This is a genomic window from Phenylobacterium sp. LjRoot97 (genome assembly GCF_964254345.1).
Classification (GTDB): Bacteria; Pseudomonadota; Alphaproteobacteria; order Caulobacterales; family Caulobacteraceae; genus Phenylobacterium.
This window is the reverse complement of record NZ_CAXUTH020000001.1, coordinates 2,955,526-2,978,082: the sequence shown is the minus strand read 5'-3', so window position 1 is coordinate 2,978,082 and position 22,557 is coordinate 2,955,526. Positions and strand designations below refer to the sequence as shown.

Annotated in this window: 25 protein-coding genes; 15 read left to right on the top strand and 10 right to left on the bottom strand. The window is 69.7% G+C overall.

What is annotated here, in order from left to right; all coding sequences use genetic code 11:
• Positions 1 to 120 precede the first annotated feature (120 nt).
• From ACSQ2H_RS14815 to ACSQ2H_RS14795, 5 genes are all read left to right on the top strand, one after another.
• Complete coding sequence (locus tag ACSQ2H_RS14815; RefSeq protein ID WP_436062154.1) at positions 121 to 723, top strand: TetR/AcrR family transcriptional regulator; 603 nt, start codon at positions 121 to 123, stop codon at positions 721 to 723.
• Entirely contained in the window at positions 720 to 1,583 is an 864-nt protein-coding gene (locus ACSQ2H_RS14810) for a GDSL-type esterase/lipase family protein (protein ID WP_436062153.1), read from the top strand. Before ACSQ2H_RS14815 ends, ACSQ2H_RS14810 begins: the two co-directional genes overlap by 4 nt.
• 2 nt (positions 1,584 to 1,585) lie before the next feature.
• Positions 1,586 to 2,365: a 3-keto-disaccharide hydrolase gene (locus tag ACSQ2H_RS14805; RefSeq protein WP_436062152.1), complete on the top strand. Its 780-nt coding sequence runs from the start codon at positions 1,586 to 1,588 to the stop codon at positions 2,363 to 2,365.
• Between the two features lie 5 nt (positions 2,366 to 2,370).
• Positions 2,371 to 3,117: a carbon-nitrogen hydrolase family protein gene (locus ACSQ2H_RS14800; protein ID WP_436062151.1), complete on the top strand. Its 747-nt coding sequence runs from the start codon at positions 2,371 to 2,373 to the stop codon at positions 3,115 to 3,117.
• Between the two features lie 61 nt (positions 3,118 to 3,178).
• Entirely contained in the window at positions 3,179 to 5,002 is a 1,824-nt protein-coding gene (locus ACSQ2H_RS14795; RefSeq protein ID WP_436062150.1) for an AAA family ATPase, read from the top strand.
• Here the strand turns inward: ACSQ2H_RS14795 and ACSQ2H_RS14790 are convergent.
• The gene (locus ACSQ2H_RS14790; protein WP_436062149.1) at positions 4,999 to 5,742 is read right to left on the bottom strand and encodes a PEP-CTERM sorting domain-containing protein; all 744 of its coding nucleotides are present in this window, start codon (positions 5,740 to 5,742) and stop codon (positions 4,999 to 5,001) included. The two genes, ACSQ2H_RS14795 and ACSQ2H_RS14790, sit on opposite strands and share 4 nt — an antisense overlap.
• Positions 5,743 to 5,887: 145 nt before the next feature.
• Between ACSQ2H_RS14790 and ACSQ2H_RS14785 the strand changes: the two genes are divergently transcribed.
• Positions 5,888 to 6,754, top strand: coding sequence for a helix-turn-helix domain-containing protein (locus ACSQ2H_RS14785; RefSeq protein WP_436062148.1), 867 nt, complete (start codon positions 5,888 to 5,890; stop codon positions 6,752 to 6,754).
• A 9-nt stretch (positions 6,755 to 6,763) separates the two neighbouring features.
• Here the strand turns inward: ACSQ2H_RS14785 and dmeF are convergent, their stop codons facing one another.
• The 3 genes from dmeF to ACSQ2H_RS14770 form a co-directional block, all read right to left on the bottom strand.
• On the bottom strand, positions 6,764 to 7,723 hold the full coding sequence (gene dmeF, locus ACSQ2H_RS14780; protein WP_436062147.1) for a CDF family Co(II)/Ni(II) efflux transporter DmeF: 960 nt from the start codon (positions 7,721 to 7,723) through the stop codon (positions 6,764 to 6,766).
• A gap of 8 nt (positions 7,724 to 7,731) precedes the next feature.
• Positions 7,732 to 8,007, bottom strand: coding sequence for a metal/formaldehyde-sensitive transcriptional repressor (locus tag ACSQ2H_RS14775; RefSeq protein ID WP_436062146.1), 276 nt, complete (start codon positions 8,005 to 8,007; stop codon positions 7,732 to 7,734).
• 85 nt (positions 8,008 to 8,092) lie between these two features.
• Positions 8,093 to 9,034: a homocysteine S-methyltransferase family protein gene (locus ACSQ2H_RS14770; protein ID WP_436062145.1), complete on the bottom strand. Its 942-nt coding sequence runs from the start codon at positions 9,032 to 9,034 to the stop codon at positions 8,093 to 8,095.
• 228 nt (positions 9,035 to 9,262) lie between these two features.
• On the opposite strand from ACSQ2H_RS14770, the gene ACSQ2H_RS14765 reads away from it, so the two are divergent.
• Complete coding sequence (locus tag ACSQ2H_RS14765; RefSeq protein WP_436062144.1) at positions 9,263 to 9,706, top strand: hypothetical protein; 444 nt, start codon at positions 9,263 to 9,265, stop codon at positions 9,704 to 9,706.
• A gap of 48 nt (positions 9,707 to 9,754) precedes the next feature.
• Here the strand turns inward: ACSQ2H_RS14765 and ACSQ2H_RS14760 are convergent, their stop codons facing one another.
• Complete coding sequence (locus ACSQ2H_RS14760; protein ID WP_436062143.1) at positions 9,755 to 10,663, bottom strand: hypothetical protein; 909 nt, start codon at positions 10,661 to 10,663, stop codon at positions 9,755 to 9,757.
• Positions 10,664 to 10,730: 67 nt separating this feature from the next.
• On the opposite strand from ACSQ2H_RS14760, the gene ACSQ2H_RS14755 reads away from it, so the two are divergent.
• Positions 10,731 to 11,270: a hypothetical protein gene (locus ACSQ2H_RS14755; protein ID WP_436062142.1), complete on the top strand. Its 540-nt coding sequence runs from the start codon at positions 10,731 to 10,733 to the stop codon at positions 11,268 to 11,270.
• A 30-nt stretch (positions 11,271 to 11,300) separates the two neighbouring features.
• Here the strand turns inward: ACSQ2H_RS14755 and ACSQ2H_RS14750 are convergent, their stop codons facing one another.
• Complete coding sequence (locus tag ACSQ2H_RS14750; RefSeq protein ID WP_436062141.1) at positions 11,301 to 11,789, bottom strand: globin domain-containing protein; 489 nt, start codon at positions 11,787 to 11,789, stop codon at positions 11,301 to 11,303.
• A gap of 113 nt (positions 11,790 to 11,902) precedes the next feature.
• Between ACSQ2H_RS14750 and ACSQ2H_RS14745 the strand changes: the two genes are divergently transcribed.
• On the top strand, positions 11,903 to 12,871 hold the full coding sequence (locus ACSQ2H_RS14745) for a LysR family transcriptional regulator (protein WP_436062140.1): 969 nt from the start codon (positions 11,903 to 11,905) through the stop codon (positions 12,869 to 12,871).
• Between the two features lie 11 nt (positions 12,872 to 12,882).
• Here the strand turns inward: ACSQ2H_RS14745 and ACSQ2H_RS14740 are convergent, their stop codons facing one another.
• Positions 12,883 to 13,368 carry a 2TM domain-containing protein gene (locus tag ACSQ2H_RS14740; protein ID WP_436062139.1) on the bottom strand — a complete coding sequence of 162 codons (486 nt, stop codon included), beginning with the start codon at positions 13,366 to 13,368 and terminating at the stop codon, positions 12,883 to 12,885.
• 276 nt (positions 13,369 to 13,644) lie between these two features.
• On the opposite strand from ACSQ2H_RS14740, the gene ACSQ2H_RS14735 reads away from it, so the two are divergent.
• Entirely contained in the window at positions 13,645 to 14,313 is a 669-nt protein-coding gene (locus ACSQ2H_RS14735; RefSeq protein WP_436062138.1) for an AAA family ATPase, read from the top strand.
• 176 nt (positions 14,314 to 14,489) lie between these two features.
• Here ACSQ2H_RS14735 and ACSQ2H_RS14730 read toward each other — a convergent pair whose 3' ends face one another.
• A complete protein-coding gene (locus ACSQ2H_RS14730; protein WP_436062137.1) occupies positions 14,490 to 15,500 on the bottom strand; it encodes a LacI family DNA-binding transcriptional regulator in 1,011 nt (336 codons plus the stop codon).
• 185 nt (positions 15,501 to 15,685) lie between these two features.
• On the opposite strand from ACSQ2H_RS14730, the gene ACSQ2H_RS14725 reads away from it, so the two are divergent.
• From ACSQ2H_RS14725 to ACSQ2H_RS14705, 5 genes are read left to right on the top strand one after another with little or no spacing between them, the layout of a single operon-like run.
• The gene (locus tag ACSQ2H_RS14725; protein WP_436062136.1) at positions 15,686 to 16,972 is read left to right on the top strand and encodes an MFS transporter; all 1,287 of its coding nucleotides are present in this window, start codon (positions 15,686 to 15,688) and stop codon (positions 16,970 to 16,972) included.
• A 24-nt stretch (positions 16,973 to 16,996) separates the two neighbouring features.
• Positions 16,997 to 17,965 carry a sugar phosphate isomerase/epimerase family protein gene (locus ACSQ2H_RS14720; protein WP_436062135.1) on the top strand — a complete coding sequence of 323 codons (969 nt, stop codon included), beginning with the start codon at positions 16,997 to 16,999 and terminating at the stop codon, positions 17,963 to 17,965.
• Positions 17,965 to 19,113 carry a Gfo/Idh/MocA family protein gene (locus ACSQ2H_RS14715; protein WP_436062134.1) on the top strand — a complete coding sequence of 383 codons (1,149 nt, stop codon included), beginning with the start codon at positions 17,965 to 17,967 and terminating at the stop codon, positions 19,111 to 19,113. Before ACSQ2H_RS14720 ends, ACSQ2H_RS14715 begins: the two co-directional genes overlap by 1 nt.
• Entirely contained in the window at positions 19,110 to 20,165 is a 1,056-nt protein-coding gene (locus tag ACSQ2H_RS14710) for a sugar phosphate isomerase/epimerase family protein (RefSeq protein ID WP_436062133.1), read from the top strand. The genes ACSQ2H_RS14715 and ACSQ2H_RS14710 overlap by 4 nt, the downstream gene beginning before the upstream one ends.
• Positions 20,166 to 20,181: 16 nt before the next feature.
• The gene (locus tag ACSQ2H_RS14705; protein WP_436062132.1) at positions 20,182 to 20,538 is read left to right on the top strand and encodes a c-type cytochrome; all 357 of its coding nucleotides are present in this window, start codon (positions 20,182 to 20,184) and stop codon (positions 20,536 to 20,538) included.
• Here the strand turns inward: ACSQ2H_RS14705 and ACSQ2H_RS14700 are convergent.
• Both ACSQ2H_RS14700 and ACSQ2H_RS14695 read right to left on the bottom strand, forming a co-directional pair.
• Positions 20,535 to 21,542: a methyltransferase gene (locus tag ACSQ2H_RS14700; RefSeq protein ID WP_436062131.1), complete on the bottom strand. Its 1,008-nt coding sequence runs from the start codon at positions 21,540 to 21,542 to the stop codon at positions 20,535 to 20,537. The genes ACSQ2H_RS14705 and ACSQ2H_RS14700 overlap by 4 nt on opposite strands.
• A 68-nt stretch (positions 21,543 to 21,610) precedes the next feature.
• Positions 21,611 to 22,417 (bottom strand): 3-keto-disaccharide hydrolase, encoded by an 807-nt coding sequence (locus ACSQ2H_RS14695; RefSeq protein WP_436062130.1) that lies wholly within the window; start codon positions 22,415 to 22,417, stop codon positions 21,611 to 21,613.
• Positions 22,418 to 22,557: the final 140 nt, after the last annotated feature.

Genomic DNA, 22,557 nt, shown 5'->3' with positions numbered 1-22,557 from the left:
AAACCTAAGCTGCGAACTTACATCCGGTCAATACTGCATGTAAGTGACGGCCGAAGCCTTGCCGAGCGGAGGCCGGCGTGCGGATAGTGCGGCCGAGCCCTCCCAGAATCACGAGACCCGATGAGCGAACGTCCACGCCGCATGACCCAGGCCGAGCGCACCGCGCGGACGCGGAGCAAGGTGCTGGCGACGGCGATCGACTGCCTGCACACGGTCGGCTACGCGGCGACCACGACGTCGCTGGTGGCCCAGCGGTCGGGCAGCCGTGGGGCGATGCTGCATCAGTTCCCGACCCGCGCCGACCTGATGCTGGCGGTGGTGGAGGCCGCGTTCGAGGAGGAGATGGACCTCTACGACGCCCGGTTCGGGGCGATCGCCGATCCCAAGGAACGGGTGTTCGCGATCCCCGAGGCGATCTGGGAGACGCTGAGCCGGCCCGCCGGGGTGGCGGTGCTGGAGATCCTGCAGGGCTCGCGCAGCGACCCGGCGATGAGCGCCAGGCTGGCGCCGGTGCTGGCGCGGATCTCCAAGGAGTCGCGGCGGCGGCTGATCAAGTGGTTCGACGCCGACTATCTGGCTGCGCCGGCCGAGATGCGCCTGATCGTCTGGGCGGTGCGCGGGTTGTCTATCTCGCAGGTGCTGGAGCCGGATGTCGGCGACGTGCGCGAGTCGATCCTGCTGCTGCGGCGGCTGATGGAAACGCTGCACGGGGGGAAATCATGAGAAGCCTGATCGTCGCGCTGGGCCTGCTGGCCGCCGGGGCCGCGCAGGCCGCGCCCGTCGGCATGGTCGCCGATCCGTGCCCGCCGCCGGCCGCGCCCGACCCGCTGGGCGTCGAGATCTCGCAGGCGATGGTCGCTGACGCGCCGTTCCCGGCGGCGCTGCTGGCCAAGGCGATGGACCCGGCGCGCGGGGCGGCCGCCGAGAAGGCCAAGGCCGAGCAGGCGGCCCGCGACTGGGCCGACCTCTGCCGCTATCGGCCCGACAACGCCAAGGCGCGGAACGTCGAGGCGGTGTTCATGGGCGACTCGATCACCGAGCTCTGGATGGTCGCCGACCCAGGCTTCTTCAGCGCCGCGCGGCTGGACCGCGGGATCAGCGGCCAGACCAGCGCCCAGATGCTGCTGCGGTTCAACGCCGACGTCGTCGCGCTGAAGCCCAAGGTCGTGCACATCATGGCCGGAACCAACGACGTGGCGGGCAATCTGGGGCCCAACCGTCCCGAGGATTTCAAGAACAATATCAGAGCGATGGCGGACATTGCTAACGCCAGCGGCATCGCCGTCGTGCTGGGCGCGATCCCGCCGGCCGACCGCTTCCTATGGCGGGCCGGGTTGAAGCCGGCGGCGCAGATCGGCGAGCTGAACGCCTGGCTGAAGGCGTTCGCGGCCGAGCGCGGCTATGTCTTCGCCGACTATCACGGGGCGATGGCGACCGAGACGGGGGCGATGCGCCCGGCCTTCAGCAAGGACTTCGTGCACCCCAACCGCGCCGGCTATGCGGTGATGGCCCCGATCGCGCAGGCGGCGCTGGACGAGGCGCAGCGGCGCGGTCCAAGAAAGGCGGCGCTGGGAGGAAGCTAGCGATGAAGATAAGGTTCGCGGCGCTGACCGCGCTGGCCGCGCTGTCGGTGGGGACCGCCTGCGGAGCGCAACTGTTGCCCAAGGACACCGAAGTCTGGACGCCTGTACCGCCGGTCGTCGCGCCGGGCGCGCAGCCAGGCGCGGCGCCGGCCGACGCGCTGGTGCTGTTCGACGGCGCGGACCTTTCCCAATGGGTGGCGACCAAGGACAAGTCGCCGGCCGGCTGGACCGTCGAAGGCGGCGTGCTGACCGTGAACAAGGCGGCCGGCAACATCGAGACCAAGCAGAGCTTCGGCGACTACCAGCTGCACCTGGAGTGGCGGGTCCCGGCGAACATCACCGGCGAGGGCCAGGCGCGCGGCAACGGCGGATTGTTCCTGGCGTCCACCGGCGGCGGCGACGCCGGCTATGAGATCCAGATCCTCGATTCCTACGAGAACCCGACCTACGTCAACGGCCAGGCGGGCAGCATCTACAAGCAGCGTCCGCCGCTGGCCAACGCCATGCGCAAGCCCGGCGAATGGCAGACCTACGACGTCATCTGGCGCGCGCCGGTGTTCGGGGCGGACGGGGCGCTGGTGAAGCCGGCGCGGGTCACGCTGCTGCACAACGGGGTGCTGGTGCAGGACAATGTCGAGCTGACCGGCGAGACGGTGTTCATCGGCAAGCCCAAGTACAAGGCCCACGGCAAGTCGCCGATCAAGCTGCAGGCGCACCGCGACCCCAGCGAGCCGATCAGCTTCCGCAACATCTGGGTGCGCGAGCTGGCGCCGGCGACGTAGCTGCGATGGTGCGCATCGCCGCGGCCCAGACGCCGGAGTTCGTGGACGATCTCGATGCGGCGTTCGGCTACCTGCTGGACGTCGCCCGGCAGGCGCGGGACGCGGCGCTGCTGTGCTTTCCCGAGGGCTTTCTCCAGGGCTACCTGACAGAGGCCGACGCTGCGCGGCGGGCGGCGCTGGACCTCGCGGGGCCGCGGTTTGGCGAGCTGTTGGCGGCGCTGCCGCAGGATGGGCCGATGATCGTTGTCGGCCTGATCGAGGCGGACGGCGAGCACCTCTACAACACCGCCGCGGTGATCCACCGGCGGGGGCTGGTGGGGCGCTATCGCAAGCGCCACCTGCTGGGGCGCGAGCGCTGTTTTCGGCCGGGGAGCGACGTTCCGACCTTCGAGGCGGGCGGCCTGCGCTTCGGGATCAACATCTGCTTCGACACCAATTTCGCCGAGGCGGCGATGAGCGTGGCCGAGCAGGGGGCCTCGCTGCTGCTGTGCCCGGCCAACAACATGCTGCCGCGGCCGGCGGCGATCGAGTGGCGCGACAAGCACAATGCGGTGCGCGGCGAGCGCTGCCGGGAGACCGGCCTGTGGCTGATGTCGGCGGACGTGACCGGAGAGCGGGGCGGGCTGGTCGGCTGGGGGCCGACGGCGGTGCTGACCCCGGACGGCGAAGTCGCCGCGCAACTGGCGCTGGACGCGCCGGGGCTGCTGGTGTTCGACATGCCGGCGACGGCGCGCGGCGGAAGTCGCGGCTAGGCGCTGCGCTGCGGAGATGATCTGCTGGCGCCGGATTCGAGTTGAGTAGTCGGGGGGCTACATGGAAGCGGCGACGAGCGCGCCCCAGACCTTGCCGGCCTGGACGGCTCTCATCTTCATCGGCCTGTACGTCGCGCCGGTCCTGCTGGCGGCGTTCGGGCGGCTGCGCGGCCGCCACCTGATCATCGTCGGGGTGCTCGACCTGTTGCTCGGGTGGACGATCCTCGGCTGGATCCTGGCCGCGGTCCTCGCCGTCTGGTGGCGGCGTTCGGCGGCGCAGGCCGAGGCCGACAGGAAGGCCGAGCCGGTGATGGGGACAAGCGAGCCGCCCGGCGCGCTGCCCAAGCGGTTCGGCCTGCCGCCGGAGCCGGAGCAGGAGCCGGCGCCCATGCCGGCGTGGGAGCCGACGCCGATCGAGCCGAGCTGGCCGGAGGAGCCCGCCAAGCTGCGCGGGGAGGCCGCCGCCATGGCCGACGAGGCGGGCGCCCTTTGGAGCGAGCTTCGGTTCAATTTCGGGCAGGGCCTGGCGACGGTGAAGGACGCCATGGCGGAGCACGGCAGCAGGTCGGCCGACGAGGTGTTCCTGGCCGTGGCCGCGACCGGCGTCTACGTCTGCAATCCGAGCGGCCGCCTGACGCCGCTGGAAGTCGATCTGCTCAACCGCGCCTTCGGGGTCAGCAACACGGCCGACTACTATGCGCGGCTGCGGGGCGGCTACGCCAAGGACCTGGACGCGTTCCGGAGCGACATAGCCCCCCATCTCTCGGCCCTGATGCTCGGCGCGGCGGCCGGCGAGCGGGGCTTCGGGCTGCCGTACACGCCCGCCACCGACGGCATGGTGCGCTTCTTCGGCCGCTTCACCGACGCCCTGGCCCTGGCCGACGACAAGGCCACGGAGGTCGAGCTGGCGCAGATCGCCTGGATCAACCACGTCCTGCATGCCATGGCGCCGACCGTGGAGGAACTGCTGGCGAAGGCGTTTCCGCCCGAGGCCGAGGCGCCGCAAGGCGGCTTCTGCGGCACGGGAATCGCGCCGGGACCGGCGGTGCGGGCCACGCCGGTGAACGACGAGCCGCTGGAGGCCAGCATCGCCAAGCTGCACGCCCTGGTCGGGCTGGCGTCGGTGAAGCAGGAGATCGACACGCTGGTGAACCTGGCCAAGGTCTCGCAGATGCGGCGCGAGCGGAACCTGCCGACGCCGGACATGAGCCTGCACCTGGTGTTCTCGGGCAACCCCGGCACCGGCAAGACGACGGTCGCGCGGATCGTGTCGCAAATCTACGGCAAGCTCGGCCTGATTTCGAAGGGCCACCTGGTCGAGGTCGACCGCAGCCAGATGGTCGGCATCTATCTTGGCCAGACCGCGCCGAAGGTCGCCGGTGTGGTTCAGCAGGCGTTGGGCGGGGTTCTGTTCATCGACGAGGCGTACGCCCTGATGCCCAAGGGCGGCCAGGACTATGGCAGCGAGGCGATCGAGACGCTGCTGAAGCTGATGGAGGACCACCGCGACGACCTGGTGGTCATCGCCGCCGGCTATGGAGATCAGATGGAGGCGTTCCTGAGCTCGAACCCGGGTTTGCGGTCGCGGTTCTCGCGCAACATCGATTTCCCGGACTACACGCCCGAAGAGACCATGGAGATCTTCGAGCGGCAGGCCAAGGGCGCCGACTACGTGCTGACCGACTCGGCGCGCGTCGCCGTCCGGGCCGAACTGGCGCGGCGGCGGGCGGCGGCGGTCAACTTCGCCAACGGCCGCGACGTCCGCAACCTGTTCGAAAGGGTGCTGGCCATGCAGGCCAACCGGCTGGGCCAGAGCACCCTTTCGATCTCGGACGACATGCTCAAGACCATCGAGGAAGCCGACGTGGTCCAGGCGGCCGCCTAGGCCTGCGCCGTGACGCCCCGCGCGCGCCGCAGGCCGAGGCCGGCGCCGAGGAAGCCGACGATCATCAGCGCCCAGCTGGAGGGCTCGGGCACGCCTGAGGCCAGGCCGGCGACCTGCTCCAGCCGCACGTCGTCGAGCAGCACGTCCCAGGCGTTGCCGTTTCCGGTTCCATTGAGCCGCAGGGTGTAGGCCCCCGGCGCGAGCGCGGCGCTCCAGGTCTTCTGCGACCAGGTGCGGTTGCCGTCCTCGTGGGTGAAGAGGCCCGACTGGGCGACCACGTTCTGGCCGGCGTCGAGGATCTGGACCTGCAGGGTCGAGCCGTTGAAGCCGGACTCCACCCCCATGGCGACCGCGAAGTCGAAGCCGGTGGCCCCGGCGCCGAGCACGAAGTCCTGGGAGATCGAGTTGAACAGGGTGACGCCGCCCAGCGGCGACCAGTTCAGCGACAGGAACTGCGAGCCCTCGGCGGCCGAGGCCGGGACCAGCGAGTAGACGACCGGGGCCCGGTAGAGGTCGGAGACGGTCGGATCGCCGAGCACCCAGCCGGGCACGTACTGGGCGGCGACGGCCGGGGCGGGGTAGTGCTGGATATGCCCGCCGGGCGCGTAGCTGTCATAGTAGAACGGCTGGGTCGGGGTTTCTTCGAACCCGCCGTTGACGAGAAGGTTGGCGGCGAGAGCAGGTCCCGCCGGGACCAATGCCGCGGCGACGGCGGCCAGATACTTGAAGGACAAGGTCATTTGCTCCTGAACGGTTCGTCCGGTTGAGCTTGTTCTAGGAGCGAGCGTCGCGAGCACTTTGTAGAAATTCGCCAATCGGCGTCGGCGGCGTTGAACCGGGCCGGATCGGCGCCTAAGCTTCGCCATGACCAGTCGGGCGGATCTCATGGAAGAACCCCAGCCATCCGCGCCGCAGGTCAGGTTCTATCCGCCGGCCGCGAGCCTGCGGGGCCTGATCACCGCCTATTACTTCGTCGAGGTGCCGCCGGGGGCGCACCTCGATCACCTGCACCCCGAGTGGGCGAACGTGCGGTTCGTCATCGACGGCGACTGGACCTGGCGGCTGAGCGAGGACGCGCCGTGGTTCTCGACCCCGGCCGGGCTGTGGGGGCCGACCGACCGCACCGGGACCATCCGCACGGACGGCGGGCTGGTGGTCGGCTTCGGGCTGACGCCGCTGGGCTGGAGCCGGCTGATCGGCGAGAGCGCCGAACCCTACGCCAACGCCGCGGTGGACTTCAGCGACCTCTGGGGGGAGGCGGCCGGCGAGATGCTGGCCGACCTCCTCGCGCGGTCAGACGACGCGGCGCGGGTCGCGGCGCTGGATGGGCGGCTGGAGGCCCGCGCGGCGGCCGCGCCGATCGTCGATCCGGCGGTGCAGCGGGCGGCCAATGCGCTGTTCACCGGCGACATCCGCAGCACCGCGGTGTTCGCCGGCCAGGCCGGGGTCTCGACCCGGACGCTCGACCGGCTGTGCCGCAAGGTGTTCGGCTTTGCGCCCAAGCGGCTGCTGCGTCGCCAGCGGTTCCTGCGCACCCTGGAGCAGATCGGCGGGCAGTTGGACCGGCCGCTGAACACCCTGCTCGACGAGGGCTATGTCGACCAGGCCCACTTCACCCGCGAGTTCCGCGCCTTCATGGGGATGACGCCGAGCGCCTACTACAACCTGCCGCGCGAGGTGCTGCGCCGGGCCGCCGAGAGCCGCCGCGCGGTGATCGGCCAGCCGCTGCAGGGGCTGCACGGGCTGGCGTGAGGAGCGCCGCTAGCGCGCCTCGACGGTGAGGTGCGCCAGTTCGTGGACCGGGATCAGGCGGCGGCGGATCTCGGCGGCGTCGAGGCCGCCGACCACGCTGACGATGGCGGCGTGCGCCTGGGGCCCGACGCGCCAGACGTGCAGGTCGCAGATGCGCGCGTCGCCGGGGCCTTCCAGCAGCTCGCGGACCTCGGCGGCGACGTGCGTGTCGGTGGCGTCGAGCAGCACGCCGGCGGTGTCGCGCATCAGGGTCCAGGACCAGCGGCCGATCACCAGCGCGCCGACGATGCCCATAACCGGGTCGAGCCAGACCCAGCCGAGCAGCCGGCCGGCCAGCAGCGCCACGATCGCCAGCACCGAGGTCAGGGCGTCGGCCAGCACGTGCATGTAGGCCGAGCGCAGGTTGTTGTCGCCGCTGTGGTGGACGCCGTGGTGGCTGTGGTCGTGGTGATGGCCATGGCCGTGATGGTCATGGCCATGGTGATCGTGACTGTGGTGGCCGTGATGATGGCCGGCGCCCAGCAGCAGGGCGCTGACCAGGTTCACCGCCAGGCCGACGACGGCGACAATGGTCGCCTCGCCGAAGGCGACGGTGGTCGGCTCGAGCAGCCGCTTGACGGACTCGACCCCGATGCCGATGGCGACCATGCCCAGCACCAGCGCCGAGGCGAAACCGGCGAGGTCGCCGACCTTGCCGGTGCCGAAGCTGAACCTGTCGCTGCGCGCGTGCTTGCGGGCGTAGCCGTAGGCTGCGGCGGCGACGCCGAGCGCGCCGGCGTGGGTGGCCATGTGGAAGCCGTCGGCCAGCAGCGCCATCGAGCCGGTCCAGTAGCCGGCGATGATCTCGGCGACCATCATCACGGCGGTCAGGCCGACCACCCAGAGCGTGCGGCGGGCGTGGTCGTCGTGCGCCGCGCCGAGGAACACGTGGTCGTGGGCGAGGTCTTCGAGGTCGGCGGCGGTGGTCATGGGTCGGCTCACTTCGAATAGCGGCGGATGGCTTGGATGACTTCTTCGGCGCCCTGGGCGCGGGCGGCGTCGTCGAGGCCCGGCGCGGCGACGTGCTCGCGCAGGTGGGCTTCGACCACCTCGTCGAGCAGGCCGTTGATCGCCCCGCGGGTGGCGGCGACGAGGTGCAGGGTGTCGGCGCAGGCGGCGTGGCCGGCGATCGAGCGCTCGATCGCCTCGACCTGGCCGGCGATGCGGCGGACGCGCTTGAGCAGCGCTTCGTTCTGGGAGGAGAGGTGAGCCATAGGATACCCCCCTATGGTATGGAGGGCGCGGTGGCAAGCGGCGGGGCCGACGTCCGCGTGAGTTCGCGAGGTCGGCGGGCCGGCCTCAGAGGGCTTCGCAGGCCCGGCTCATGGCGGCGATGTGGCGATGGTCAGTCCCGCAGCAGCCGCCCAGCACCTTGATCTGGGGCAGGGCTCGCAGGATGTCGGCGTGCTCGGCGCCCAGTTCGGCGGGATCGCCGTCGTCGAGGTCCGGGGCCTCGTCGAGCTCCTGGTGGCTGCGCCGGGACGCGTTGGCGCGCAGTCCGCGCACGCGCTGCAGCCAGGGGGCGCCGGCCTCGAAGGCCTGGGCGAAGTGGGCCGGGTGCGCGCAGTTGACCATGTAGTAGGCCGGCCAGGCGCCGGTGGCGGCGTCCACCTCGGCCACCGCCTGGCCCAGCGTCTGGCCGGTGGGCAGCTTGCCGTCGGTTTCCACGGTGAAGGAGATCGCCACGGGGGCGCCCTGCGCCTGGGCGGCGCGCGCCAGGCCGATCGCCTCGGGAACGTTGGTCATGGTGATCGCCGCAACCATGTCGGCGCCGGCCGCCACGAACGCCGCGATCTGGTCGGCGTGGTAGGCCTCGGCCGCCTCAGCGGTCATGAGCTTGCCCGGATCGTAGCCGTCGCCGCGCGGTCCGACGCAGCCCGACACCACCAGCGGCGACACCCGGCCGCCGTACTCGTCCCGCAGGGCCTGCATCAGGCGGATGGCCGCGCCGTTGAGCTCGGCCAACTCGGCGGCCGGGACGTCGAGCCGGTCCGCCCAGTCCGCGCTGGCCCGCCAGGTCGGGCTCTCCAGGATGAACCCCCGCCCGTCGTTCTGCGCAATCTGCAGATAGGGCTCGTAGTAGCGCCTGAGGGCCGCTCGTCCCTCTTCGCTACGCAGCAGCATGAAGGCCGCGAAGTGCGGCAGGTCGATCCCGTCGTGGAAGATCAGGCAGGTCTCCAGTCCTCCGTCGGTCAGCACAAGGCCGCCATGCAAATGCGGCAGATCGGCTCCAGAGGTCATGGTCGAATTCCGTTTCGAGTACGGGAGCCGCCTAATCCACTGCACCCACAGGCTCGCCGAGGCCGCGCCAGTCCTTCGCGTGAGTTTACCCCATCGGCGGGAAGTGTTGCGATGTTCCTGGCGGCGACCGCTATTGGGGCGTTCTGCTGAAGGTCCGCCAACGGCGACTGGGTTCGCGACCGAGCTCGACCCGTTGCGGGCCGACAGCATGTTGGGCGACTATGGGCGATGGGTGTTGTTCAGCTCTGGCGCCAGCACGCGATCGTCGCGTTTGGACTCGCTACTGCGGGCTGTGTGACTACGAGCCAACTTTTTCCGCTCGCCTACACCTACAACGATGAGCCCGAGCAGAAGCGGATCGAAGTTCGCTACCGCAACACGACGCCACGGGGCGTCTGCCTGTTACCTGAGCATTGGCCCAACAAGGGCGGCAAGATTCACCAGGACGGAGACACCGCCTTTCTGGTCGTCGAGGGGCGCAGGTTTGCTCTTGAGCCGTTCAATACCGGCTACTGCCCGAACGGCTGTGCGACCTATCTGGCCCCTGGCCAGGAGATCGGGGGCTTTCTGTCGTATCGCGATTTTGGCCTGCCGGCGGACCTCGAAGTCGGCGAGAAAACGCTCGAGTTCGCAGCGCTTGGCTTCTACTGCCCGCCTCCGAAGGGCCGCTAGGCGCCCCAGGCCACGCAGCCGAGCTGTGTCGAACCTGGGGGCGCTACCCTAGTAGTAGATGTAGATGGTTTCGGGCTCGACGAACCAGTCGACCTTTTGTGTGTCGAAGAAATTGGAGAACTCGAGATCCGCAATTCCGGCCTCCGCATCGTATTTCGTCACGGAAAAGACGGCGGAGCCCAGCTTCACCTCTTGAGGGAGATTATCCTTCCGAATTTTGATCGTGGTTTCCTGGTATCTCATCGCGCCGTCCATATCGAACATCAACCTTGAGAGGCCGACGGCGCCTCGGGGGCCGTTCAAGCCAGCGAGGAGGACAGGGGGCCCCCAAAGCCTCTTAACCAGGAACAGGGTGATCTCGGCGTCATCGACCTCGAAATTCGCACGATACTGATAGGGGACCGGATGGATCGCGGTGAATTCCAGATCCTGCGCCTGCTTAGCGCCCCCGAGAAACAGCTTCTCGATCTTCCCATCGCGATCCTCGTCGACCGCGCAGAGCTGAACCATCTCAGAATATCGGGCGGCGAGCTGGGTCAGCCCCAGGGTCGAGGCTGCAGCCAGGGACTGGGCTAGATTTCGCTGATACGCCTCCTGGCAGAGGATCAGAGCATTGGGCGCCAGCTCCGCGAGACGCCCGCCCCGGGCGTTGCGCCGGGTAAACTGCGACCCCGCGGGCGCCGTGAAGGAAATGCCGCCGACAACGGCGTTGATCGCGCCCTCATTCATCGCGACGAACCTGTAGCCGAGCCTGATGTGGACCATCTCGGACCTGTCAGTCTTCAGGCGCACGGTTCGGCCGAGATAGTCATCCCTGTTGCTCGGGATGACCACCTTCTCGAAGGCGTCCACCCGGAAGGATTTCAGATCGGTCGGCGCTGGCGCTGGAGCCGCAGGATCCGCCACCGCGGGACCGCACATCACGACGTCCATAAGCACGGCGATCAGGCCGGCCATTCCCCAAGACTTCAACGCATCGCCCCCCAGCGTGCTCAACCTATGCTTACGCCTCTACGCGCTCCAGATGCGCATCGCTAGCCCTCATGGGCCCTTCTTCGGCGCGATGGACGGCCTGGTCGCGGCGCCGAGCTTCCCTCCGGAAGAGGGCCTGCTCACTTCGTCGAACTTCGTTATATGGTTGGTTGGCGGGGGCCAAGGAGCCAAGCCCATGGTCGCGACTGCAGCAACGAATAACGGACAATCGATCAAAGCCGCCGACAGCTCTCAGGCGGAGCATAATCTGGCGCTGTTTGAGAGGCTCGACTTCGAGGCCTGGAACAAGCGCGATTGGGACCTCTTCAGGCAGTTGCACGGGCGGACCGTGATGGTCGGCGGCTTCGGCCAGCATACCGAGAACGTCGAAGACCACATCGCGTGGGCGCAGGAGTTCCTCCGGCAGAACCCCGAAAACCAGATCGAAGCCCATCCCATCCGGATCGGGGCCGGCGCCTGGACGGCTGTGACCGGCGTCTTCAACGACGGCTCGACCATGGCGACCATCGCCCGCTGGGAGAACGGCCAGGTGGTCGAGGAGTATCTGTTCCAGCTGGTCACGGACCACTGATCACGTCGGCCAGCCCGCGCCGTCCGCCGCCTAGCTCAGCGGTTCGCCGCGCTGGAAGGCGGCGACGCGGGGGGCGTGGTAGGCGCTGACCACGTCGTGGCGCGGTGTGGCCTGGACGTAGACGTCGATCTCGGCGAGCAGGGCGTCCCAGGCCTCGGCGAGCTGCGGGGTGAAGGCCGGGCCGAGGACCTCGCGCACCGCGTCGCGGACGACCGAGAAGAAGGTCGCGAACACCTCGCGCGGGACGTCGTAGCCCTCGTGGGTGATGATCTCGGTCTCGATCATATGGTCGGCGTAGCGCCGCTCGCCGATGAAATCGAGGATGGCGGCGAAGGTGCGCGAGAGCATCTCGCCCTTGATGGCGTTGGTGGTGTCGCGCCAGAAGTACGGCTCCATGTGCGGCTGGAGCTCGAACAGGCGCTTGTAGACGACCGGGGTCGGATCCTCGCAGAGCTCGGCCAGCTGTTCCAGGCTGGCCTCGATTTCCGCGGCGCGCGCGAAGGCGGGGGCTGTCGACATCTGCTTCTCTCCCGTCGGCCTCTGGGGACCTTGGAGGGGAGCCTAGACCGGCGGGCGGGCGCTCGAAACGGCCGATCTTGGAATTCGCGACATAACCAGCTGTTATGCCCGGCATGGCTGAACATGCGAAATCGAAGGGCGTTGGCCCGACGCGGGGCCAGGTCGCCCAGACCCTGCGCCAGACCAACCTCGACCTGCTGCCGATCCTGCTGTCGCTGCTCCGCAGCCGCAGCGTGACGGCCAGCGCCCGCGAACTGGGGATCAGCCAGCCGGCGGTCAGCAAGGCGCTGCGCCAGCTGCGCGAGGCGTTCGCCGACGACCTGATCGTCTCGCGCGGGCGGGAGGCCAAGCTGACCGAGCGCGGGCAGGCGATCCTGGGGCCTCTGGGCGCGATCCTCTGGGACCTGGAGCTGCTGTACGAGCCGCCGCGGCCGTTCGAGCCGAAGAGCGAGGCGCTGCGCATCGTGATCCGGACCGCCGACTATGTGACCGTGCTGCTGGCTCCGCAGCTGGCGAGGCTGTGCGCCCAGGAGGCGCCGCAAGTGGATCTGCGGTTCCTCGAGCAGACGCCCGGCGAGACCGAGGACCGCGACCAGATCGACTTCTTCATCGTGCCGCGGCCCGTCGGGCGGACCTTCGGCAAGCGGATGGAGCGCATGGCGCTGTGGCGCGACGAGATGGTCTGCATCGCCGCGTGCAGCGATGCGCGATGGGGCGAGACGATCACGGCGGCGGAGTTCCGGGCCGCGCGGCAGGTCGTCTATCAGGTCGGCGAGCGAAGCGCCCTGGCGCGGGCCGGGCTGATCCAGCCGACCTCGGTGCTGGAGGTCGCGCCGGTCTGCGAGGTGCCCAACTTCCTGGTCATGGGGGCGATCGTCGAGGAGGCGCAGGGCCTGGCGCTCGTGCCGCGCAAGCTGGCGCAGGAACTGGCGAGGTCGCGCGACATCCGGCTGCTGGAGATCGAGTTTCCCGAGCGGCGGCTCGACATCGACGCGTTCTGGAGCCAGGCGGCGGGCGCGCGGCGCGGTCACGCCTGGTTCCAGGGGCTGCTGGCCCGCGCCGCCGCGCAACTGCCGGCTTAGACTTGGCCGCCCTAGAGCTTGCGGCCGAGGTGCTTCTCGACCTGACGCCGCTCCCAGGCGCCGTCGAGGAACGGCACGAAGTTGAACACGCTCGCGCCGTGAGCCAGCAGGCCGAGGCCCCAGCCGAGCGCCGGCCAGACGAACCACAGATAGTGCGCGTAGCTCATCAGGTTGATGAGGGCGAGGATCGGAATGACGATCAGGTACTGGGTCAGGTGGACATAGAAGCCCTTGACCTTGCGCACGTGGGCGAGGGCGAGGGCTTCGTCGGGCCGGACGTCGTCGGTCCTGACGTTGTCGGGGCGGGTGGTGTCCATGGACGGTTCCTTCAAGCGGTCGAGGTCTGTTTCAAAGACCGCCGCGAGGGCGTTCATCGTCTCGAGGCTGCCGGGCTGGCCGCGCTCGAGCCGTTGAATGGTGCGGACGCTGAGGCCCGATACCTCTGCGAGCTGTTCCTGGGACCAGCCCTTTTGCAGTCGCAGCTTCTGGATCAGCATGTCCAAAGTCCTCGTCGGAGATCGCCCCGACCGTGAAGGATGAAGGCCTGTCGGCTCCACGCCAGCAACCCGCCAGCCGCCCGCCAACAACGCGACGACAGGGCGACAGCACCCCGACAGACTAGGGCCGTCGGGCGCCTGCGCCAACTCCCGCGGCGCTGGACAAGTCCGCGGCGCCGGGCCAGACCTTGGGCCGCGGGCGCAGCGCTTCGTCCGCCGCGGCGGCGCCTAAATTGGGGGCCAGAACCGCCGGGGATCGGTTCGCGCGAGGTGAGTTTGAAGACGTTGGCGGTCATCGCCCTGAAGGGGGGCTCGGGCAAGACCACGGTGGCGACGCACCTGGCGCTGGCGGCGCATCTGCGTGGCCAACAGGCGCTGCTGGTCGACACCGATCCGCAGAATTCGGCGCGGGACATCCTGGAGACACGCGAAGGCGGCGGGCCGCAGGTGGTGAGCGCCGCCGCGCGCAACGTGCTGGCCGCGCAGTTCGGGGCGCTGTCGCAGGGCAAGGACCTGCTGATCATCGACACCGCGGCCGGGGCGGTGGAATCGGTCGGCGAGGCGGTGGTACTGGCCGACTTCGCGCTCCTGGTGGCGCGCCCGACCCTGATCGACCTGTCGGGACTGGCGCGGACGCTGAGCCTGGTGCGCAAGATCGGCAAGCCGTCGGTGGTGGTGATGAACCAGGCCCCGGTGGCGCGCGGCAATGTCGAGGCGCCGCTGGTCAAGCGGGCGATGAAGGGCCTGGACTACATGCGCGCCGAGGTCGCTCCGGCGATCCTGCGCTCGCGCTCGATCTATCAGACGGCGCTGGAGCGAGGCCGCTCGGCCGAGGAATCGCCCGACCGCGCCGCGGCCGGCGAGATCGCCGCGCTCTGGGACTTCGTCGACGCGCGGCTGCGGGCCCTGCCGGCGCCGCAGTCCCGGGACGGGCTCAGCGCCTGACCGCGCGCAGCAGGAAGCGGGAATAGGGCGCAGGCCCAGCTAGAGCGGGCTCCGGCCTTCACCGCTCGTCCCGGCGAAGGCCGGGATCCAAGCGGCGATTGGGCTAGGCTCGACGCCGCCTGTTTCACTGCGAGTCGGCTTGGGTCCCGGCTTTCGCCGGGATGAGCGGGGGTGGGTTAGGGCGTCGGCGGCGCGGCGGTGCTGGCGCGGACGATCAGGCGGTGGGGGAGAGTCACCTGCTGCAGGGTCGTGGCGCGGCCCTTGAGGATGTCTAGCAGCAGGCGCACGACCTCGTGGCCGATGGCGTCCATCGGCTGGCTGACGGTGGTCAGCTGCGGGGCCAGGTACTCGGCGAAGCGGATGTCGTCGAAGCCGACCAGGGAGATGTCGCGCGGGCAGGAGAGGCCGGCGCGGCGGATCGCCTCCAGCGCGCCCATGGCCATCTCGTCGCTGAAGCAGAAGGTCGCGGTCGGGCGGTTCTGGCCCTCCAGCAGGACGGCGGCTTGGTGCAGGCCCGACTCGATGGTGAAGTCGCCGGTGATGACCTGGAGGGCGGCGGTCTGGCCATGGCGCTCGGCGGCGGCGCGCACACCGGCCAGGCGGTCGGCGCTGAGCGGGCTGGCCAGCGGGCCGGTGATCACGCCGACGCGGACGTGACCCAGGCCATAGAGGTGATCCATCACCTCCTGGGCGGCGGCGGTGTTGTCGATGTGGGCGCTGGCCACGCCAAGGTCGGGCGCGAACTCGCAGCCGTTGACGATCGGCGTGCGCGGGCCCATCGCCGCGACCATGTCGACAAGGGTGTCGGGCAGCCGGTGGCCGAGGAAGATCAGGCCGTCGGCCTCTTTGCGGCGGAGCATGGTGGCGTACTGCTCCTCGCGCTCCTCCTGGTGGCGGGTGTCGCCGAGCAGCACCGAGTAGCCGGCCGCATGGGCGGCCTCCTCGACGCCGCGGATGACCCGCGAGAAGAACGGGTTGGAGATGTCCGGCACGGTGACCAGGATCTTCTCGGTGCGCAGGGTGCGCAGGCTCTTGGCCGCGAAGTTCGGCTCGTAGCCGAGGCGGTTCACCGCCTCCATGACCTTTTGCCGGGTGCCTTCCAGAACGAGTTCGGGGGCGCTGAACACCCGGGAGACGGTCGCGGTGGAGACCCCCGCGTCGCGCGCGACATCTTGAATGGTAGGCATCGGCGCGACACTGGCGAGAAGCGCCGGTCATTACAAGGCGCAGGTTCGCCGGGGCGGGGCCGCACAATGCAGTTGCCGCGCGATAGGGCGGCTGTTACGGATGATTTCGATTACATCAGCGCGAGCGCGGGCCGATTCAGGGCCGTAAACGCCGCCGCGATAGCCGGTCGGGGAGGGCCAGGAAGATGACGACGAACGTTCGGCTATTCCTGATGATGGTGCTGCAGCTGGCCATCTGGGGTGCCTGGGCGCCCAAGCTGTTCCCCTACATGACCATGCTGGGCTTCGAGGCCTGGCAGCAGTCGCTGGTCGGCAGCTCGTGGGGCGTGGCCGCGCTGGTCGGGATCTTCTTCTCCAACCAGTTCGCCGACCGCAACTTCTCGGCCGAGCGGTTCCTGGCCGCCAGCCACCTGATCGGCGGCCTGGCCCTGGTGGGGGTGGCGTTCTCGACCAGCTTCTGGCCGTTCTTCGCCTGCTACCTGGTCTATAGCCTGCTCTATGTGCCGACCCTGTCGGTGTCGAACTCGATCGCCTTCGCCAACCTGCGCGACCCGGCGGCCGACTTCGGGACCGTGCGGATGGGCGGCACGGTCGGCTGGGTGATGGTCAGCTGGCCGTTCGTGTTCCTGCTGGGCGCGCACGCCACCGCCGAGCAGGTGCGCTGGATCTTCCTGGTCGCGGCGCTGATCTCGTTCGCCGCCGCCGGCTATTCGCTGACCCTGCCGCACACCCCGCCGCGCAAGGAAGCGGCCGGCATCGACAAGCTGGCCTGGCGCCGGGCGCTGACCCTGCTGGGCACGCCGTTCGTGCTGGTGCTGTTCATCGTCACCTTCATCGATTCCGTGATCCACAACGGCTACTTCGTGGTCTCGGACGCCTTCCTGACCGACCGCGTCGGCATTGCCGGCAACCTGTCGATGGTCGTGCTGAGCCTGGGCCAAGTGGCCGAGATCCTGACCATGTTCCTGCTGGGCCGGGTGCTGATCCGGCTCGGCTGGAAGGCGACGATGATCGTCGGCATCCTGGGCCACGCGGCGCGGTTCGCGGTGTTCGCGTTCTTCGCCGACAGCATCCCGGTGATCGTGGCCGTGCAGCTGCTGCACGGGATCTGCTACGCCTTCTTCTTCGCCACCGTGTACATCTTCGTCGACGCGGTGTTCCCCAAGGACGTGCGCTCGAGCGCCCAGGGGCTGTTCAACCTGCTGATCCTCGGGGTCGGCAATGTGGTGGCGAGCTTCCTGTTCCCGGCGCTGATGGGCCGCCTGACGACCAGCGTCACCGGCGCCGACGGCGTGGCGCGCAACGTCGTCGACTATCCGGCCCTGTTCATGGTCCCGACGGGCCTGGCGCTGGCGGCGGTCGTGCTGCTGGCCCTGTTCTTCCGTCCGCCGACCCGCGGACCTGTCGCGGCCGAGGCGGCCGGCGACGACCCAGCCCTTACCCGCGAACACAGCGTCGCTGCGCCGCACTGATCGGCATGCAGTAGGAGACCCGAGATGACACAAGGATTTCAGCGGCGCACGGTGCTGGCGGGACTGGCAGGAATGGGAGCGGCCATGACGGGATTTGCGACGAACGCCAACGCGGCGGGCAGTAAGCTGTTCTTCCAGCGGCATAGCCTGCCGATCGGACTGCAGCTCTATACGCTCGGCTCCGACGCGGCGAAGGACCTGGAGGGCACGCTCGCCCAGGTCGCCAAGATCGGCTACCGCAACATCGAGCTGGCCGGGCTGCTGGGCAAGACGGCGCCGGAGATGAAGGCGGCGATGGACCGCGCGGGCCTGACCTGCACCAGCGCCCACATCCAGGGCCGGGCGATGGGCTCGCAGAGCTTCAGCGGCGATCTCGGCAAGCTGGCCGAGGACCTGAACGTGCTGGGCGTGAAGTCGGCGGTGATGCCGCTGTTCTACATTCCCGACCGCTTCGAGTTGAAACCGCAGGCGGGCGAGGACGGCCCGGCGTTCCTGAGCCGGATGGCCGGGCAGATGACGCTGGACGACTGGAAGTGGAACGCCGACTTCCTGAACCAGAAGGGCCAGGCGCTGAAGAGCGCGGGCATCGCCGTCGGCTATCACAACCACAACAACGAGTTCGCGCCGATCGAGGGCACGACCGGGATGGACGTCCTGCTGAAGGAGACCGACCCGTCGCTGGTGACCTTCGAGATGGACGCCGGCTGGGTGACCGCCGCCGGCCGTGACCCGTTCGCGCTGCTCAAGGAGCACAAGGGCCGCTTCACCCTGATGCACGTGAAGGACATCAAGGCGACGACGACCTCGAACTTCGCGCTCAAGCAGGACCCGACCGAGGTCGGCGCGGGGATGATCGACTGGAAGAAGCTGCTGCCGGCGGCCTACGAGTCCGGCGTGCGCCAGTTCTTCGTCGAGCAAGAGCCGCCGTTCGCCCTTCCGCGGATCGAGGCCACGAAGATCAGCCACGACTACCTGGCGAGCGTGGCCGCCTGATGACGCGTGGAGTTCCCCTGCGGCTGGCCATGGTCGGCGGCGGACCCGGCTCGTTCATCGGGCCGGTGCATCGGATGGCGGCGGAGTTGGACGGCGCCATCGAGCTGGTCGCGGGCGCGTTCAGCCGCGACGGCGCCAAGAACGCCCAGGCCGCCCAGGCCTGGGGCGTGGCGGCTGATCGGGCCTATGGCGACTATCGCCAGATGCTGGCGGCGGAAGCCGCCCGTCCCGACGGGGCGCAGCTGGTGGCGGTGGTGACCCCCAACCACCTGCACTTCGAGGTGGCTGCCGCGGCGCTGCGGGCCGGAATGCACGTGATCAGCGACAAGCCCGCGACCCTGAACCTGGCCCAGGCGCAGGAGCTGGCCGGCGTGGTCGCGGAGGCGGGCAAACTCTACGCCCTGACCTTCGTCTACACCGGCTATCCGATGGTCCGCGAGGCGCGCGAGATCATCGCCCGCGGCGACCTGGGCTCGGTGCGCAAGGTGATCGTGGAATACTCGCAGGGCTGGCTGTCGCGGCCGATCGAGCGCGACGGGGACAAGCAGGCCGGCTGGCGGGCCGATCCGGCCCAGGCCGGGATCGGCGGCGCGATCGGCGACATCGGCGTGCACGCCTTCAACATCGCCGAGTTCGTGAGCGGCGTGCGGGTCGAGCGGCTGTGCGCCGACCTGGCCGCGGTGGTGCCGGGCCGGACGCTGGACGACGACTGCAACGTGCTGCTGCGCTTCGCCGGCGGGGCGCGCGGGGTGCTGATCGCCTCGCAGATCTCGGCCGGGGCCCGCAACGGCCTGACCATCAAGGTCTATGGCGAGAAGGGCGGCCTGACCTGGTCGCATGAGCGCCACACCGAACTCACCGTCGACTGGCTGGACGGGCCGACCCAGATCCTGCACGCGGCATCGGGCTATCTGAGCGCCGTCGCCCGGGCCGGCTCGCGCATTCCGACCGGACATCCCGAGGGCTTCATCGAGGCCTTCGCCAACATCTACCGAGACTTCGCCGAGGCGGCCGCCGCGGGCCGCGCCGATGCGGGCCTGGCGCCCGACATCGCCGAGGGCGTGCGCAGCATGGCCTTCGTCGAGCGCGCGGTCAGCGCCAACGCCGCGGGCGAGGGCTGGGTCGCGCTGTCAGGAGACGCCGCATGAAGACGCTCAAAGGACCCGGGATCTTCCTGGCCCAGTTCATCGGCGCCGAGCCGCCGTTCGACAAGCTGGAGACGATGGCCAAGTGGGTCGCCTCGATGGGCTATGTCGGCGTGCAGATGCCGACCGGCGGGGCGGACTCGTTCTTCGACCTGGCGCGGGCCGCCGAGAGCCAGACCTATTGCGACGAGGTCGCCGGGGTGCTGGCCGAGCACGGGCTGGTGATCACCGAGCTGTCGACCCACCTGCAGGGCCAGCTGGTCGCGGTGCATCCGGCCTATGACGAGCTGTTCGACGGCTTTGCGCCGCCCGAGCTGCGCGGCAAGCCGGCCGAGCGCCAGGCCTGGGCGGTGGAGCAGGTGAAGGCCGGCGCGATCGCCAGCCGGCGGCTGGGGCTGAAGGCGCACGCGACGTTCTCGGGCGCGTTGGCCTGGCCGTACTTCTATCCGTGGCCGCAGCGGCCGGCGGGCCTGGTGGAGGAAGCCTTCGCCGAGCTGGGCCGGCGCTGGCGGCCGATCCTCGACGCCTTCGAGGAGCAGGGCGTCGACGTCTGCTACGAGATCCATCCGGGCGAGGACCTGCACGACGGGGCGACCTTCGAGCGGTTCCTGGACGAGGTCGGCGGCCACGCGCGCGCCAACATCCTCTACGACCCGAGCCACCTGCTCCTGCAGCAGCTGGACTATCTCGGCTACATCGACCGCTATCACGAGCGCATCCGCGCCTTCCACGTGAAGGACGCCGAGTTCCGGCCGGACGCGCGTTCGGGCGTCTACGGCGGCTACCAGGGCTGGGTCGAGCGGCCGGGACGCTTCCGCTCGCTGGGCGACGGCCAGGTCGACTTCAAGGCGATCTTCTCGAAGATGGCCCAGTACGACTACGACGGCTGGGCGGTGCTGGAGTGGGAGTGCGCCCTGAAGCATCCGGAGGACGGCGCGCGCGAAGGCGCCCAGTTCATCCGCGACCACATCATCCGCGTCACCGAGCACGCCTTCGACGACTTCGCCGGCAGCGCGCCGGACGCCGGCCGCAATCGGCGGCTGCTCGGCCTGTAAGTCTGGAGCTTTGAGTATGAAGTTCGCGATCATCCTGGCCGCGAGCCTGGCGGCGGCCGGCTCGGCTTCGGCCGCGCCCTCGGGCGAGGCGGTGTTCAAGCAGCGCTGCGCGGTCTGCCACTCGATCGCGCCGGCGCCCGGCAAGATGGGACCGCCGCTGGCCGGCGTCGCCGGGCGCAAGGCCGGGACGCTGCCGGGCTACGCCTACAGCAGCGCGATGAAGGGCTCCAAGCTGGTCTGGGACGCCGCCACCCTCGACACCTACCTGAAGGCGCCGGCCAAGAGCGTGCCCGGCACCAAGATGCTGGTCGGCGCGCCCGACGCCGAGCAGCGCGCGGCGCTGGTGCAGTACCTGGGGACGATGAAGAACTAGGCTGCGGTCGCTTCGACCAGGCAGCGCTGGGTCCGCGTCCGTGTGACGCCGGCCTGCCGCAGTCCGGCGGCGTCGAACAGGCCCGCCAGGTCCTCGAGCGTGCGTTCGCGACCGCCGGTGACCACCAGCATCAAGAGGTCGAGCGTGCGGGCGGGATCGAGGACGCCGCTGTCTTCGAGCACCAGGTCTGCGACCATCACCCGTGCACCAGGCGCCATCGCTCGGCGCACCGCCTGCAGGATGCGCACGGCGTCGGCGTCCGACCAGTCGTGCAGGATGTCCATCAAGAAGTAGAGATCGCCCTCCGGAAGCTGATCGTGGAAGAAGTCGCCCGATCGCCGGGTGATGCGCGTGTCCAGTCCTGCGGCGGCGTCGGCCGTGACGTGGGGCAGGTCGAAGAGGATCGGCTTGATGTTCGGCGTGCGGGCCGCAAGGGCGTTCAGAAAGTGGCCGCGACCGCCGCCGACGTCGACGACGCGGGCGAAGGGGCTGAAGTCGTAGGCCGAGAGGACGTCGTCGATGTCGGCGTGCGCCTTGGCGCTCATCGCCTGGTTGAAGAGCGCTGCCGCGTCCGGGTCGGCCGCGAAGTGGGCCCAGATGCCGCCGTCAGGATAGAGCTTGCCCGTGGCCGTGGCTCCGGTGCGCGCGCTGTGCAGGACCTCGCCCCAGGCGCGCCAGCTCCAGTCCGCATGGATCATCCGCACGAAGGGCCGCATGGAGCGGGGATGGTCCTCGCGCAGGAAGCGCGAGAGCCCGTTGTGGCCGACGCTCTGGCCTTCGACCTCGAACACGCCCGCCGCCGCCAGGCCGCGCAGGATCCGGGCGAGCGCTGCGGGGTCGGCGCCGGTCGCGGCGGCCACCTCGCCGATGGGACGCGGCGCGCCGTCGAGCTGGTCGGCGACACCCAGTTCGGCGACGGCGAACAGCAGACGCGGGATCGCGTAACCGGTGGCCAGCGCCCACAGGGCGCCGGTGGCGTCATGCTCCTCGGCGGCGTGGTTCATCGGCGGCCTCCCTGTGCGACCGCCGAACCAAACGCCTTTGTGGGGCGCGACGCTATCGGGGCGATAGCCTAGGGCGCCGTCAGCTCCTGCACCTCGATGTCCTTGAACGCGATGGGATGGCCTTCGCTCTGCAGGGCGATGTAGCCCTCGGTGGCGGTGTGGGTCTCGAAGTAGGGCCGGGCGACGGCGGCGAAGTTGTCGGTCGGGTCGAGGGCGACGCCGGCGTAGCGGTGGACCACCGCGCCGTTGATCTTCTGGGTCACCTCGCCGTTGGGCAGAACTTCGAGCTCGAGGCTGGTCCAGGTTCCGTTGGCGATGGTGGGGGCGGTCGCCGAGGGGATGCAGTGTTCCTTGGCCTTCACCCCGTCGAAGGTGATGCTGGTGCCCGGCGTGCAGACCGCGCCGGTCGGGCGCGGCGCCTCGCCGTCGCGGCCGAGGATCTGGAACTCCACCGACATCGGGAACGGCTGGCGCAGGCTCATGCTCTGCGGGCTCTGGCTGGCGAACATGACGCCGCTGTTGCTGCGCGCCCAGTCGGGGGTGTCGGGCAGGGCAGGGTCGAGAACCCGGTAGTTCAGCCGCAGGCGATAGGCCTTGAACGGGGTCTTGTAGAACAGGTGGCCGAACCGGCTGGCGAACTTGCCGTCGTAGCCGGCGTAGGACACGGCGATCGCGCCGTCCTTGACGACGAAGGTGTCGGCGAAGTTCTCGCCCGCGGGATAGCCGGCGATCTTCGGCGTCCAGCCGTCGAGGGTGTGGCCGTCGAAGATCGGCGTCCACTGGCCGGCCTTCACCGCCTCGGCGTGGGCGGGGGCGGCGAGCAGGGCGAGCGCGGCCAGCGGCGCGAGCGTTTGCGCCAGACGAAGTGACGGCATGGGCTTCCTCCCAGGTGTGGACGCGCGTTCCGGCGTTCCCTTGTGTGCTTGCAATGTAACCCATTTCATGAAACCTGGGAGCCGCAAAGCGCAGGTCGGCGCGAAGGCGGATTCGCGTCCGCCGCCGGCCCGCGAAAAGA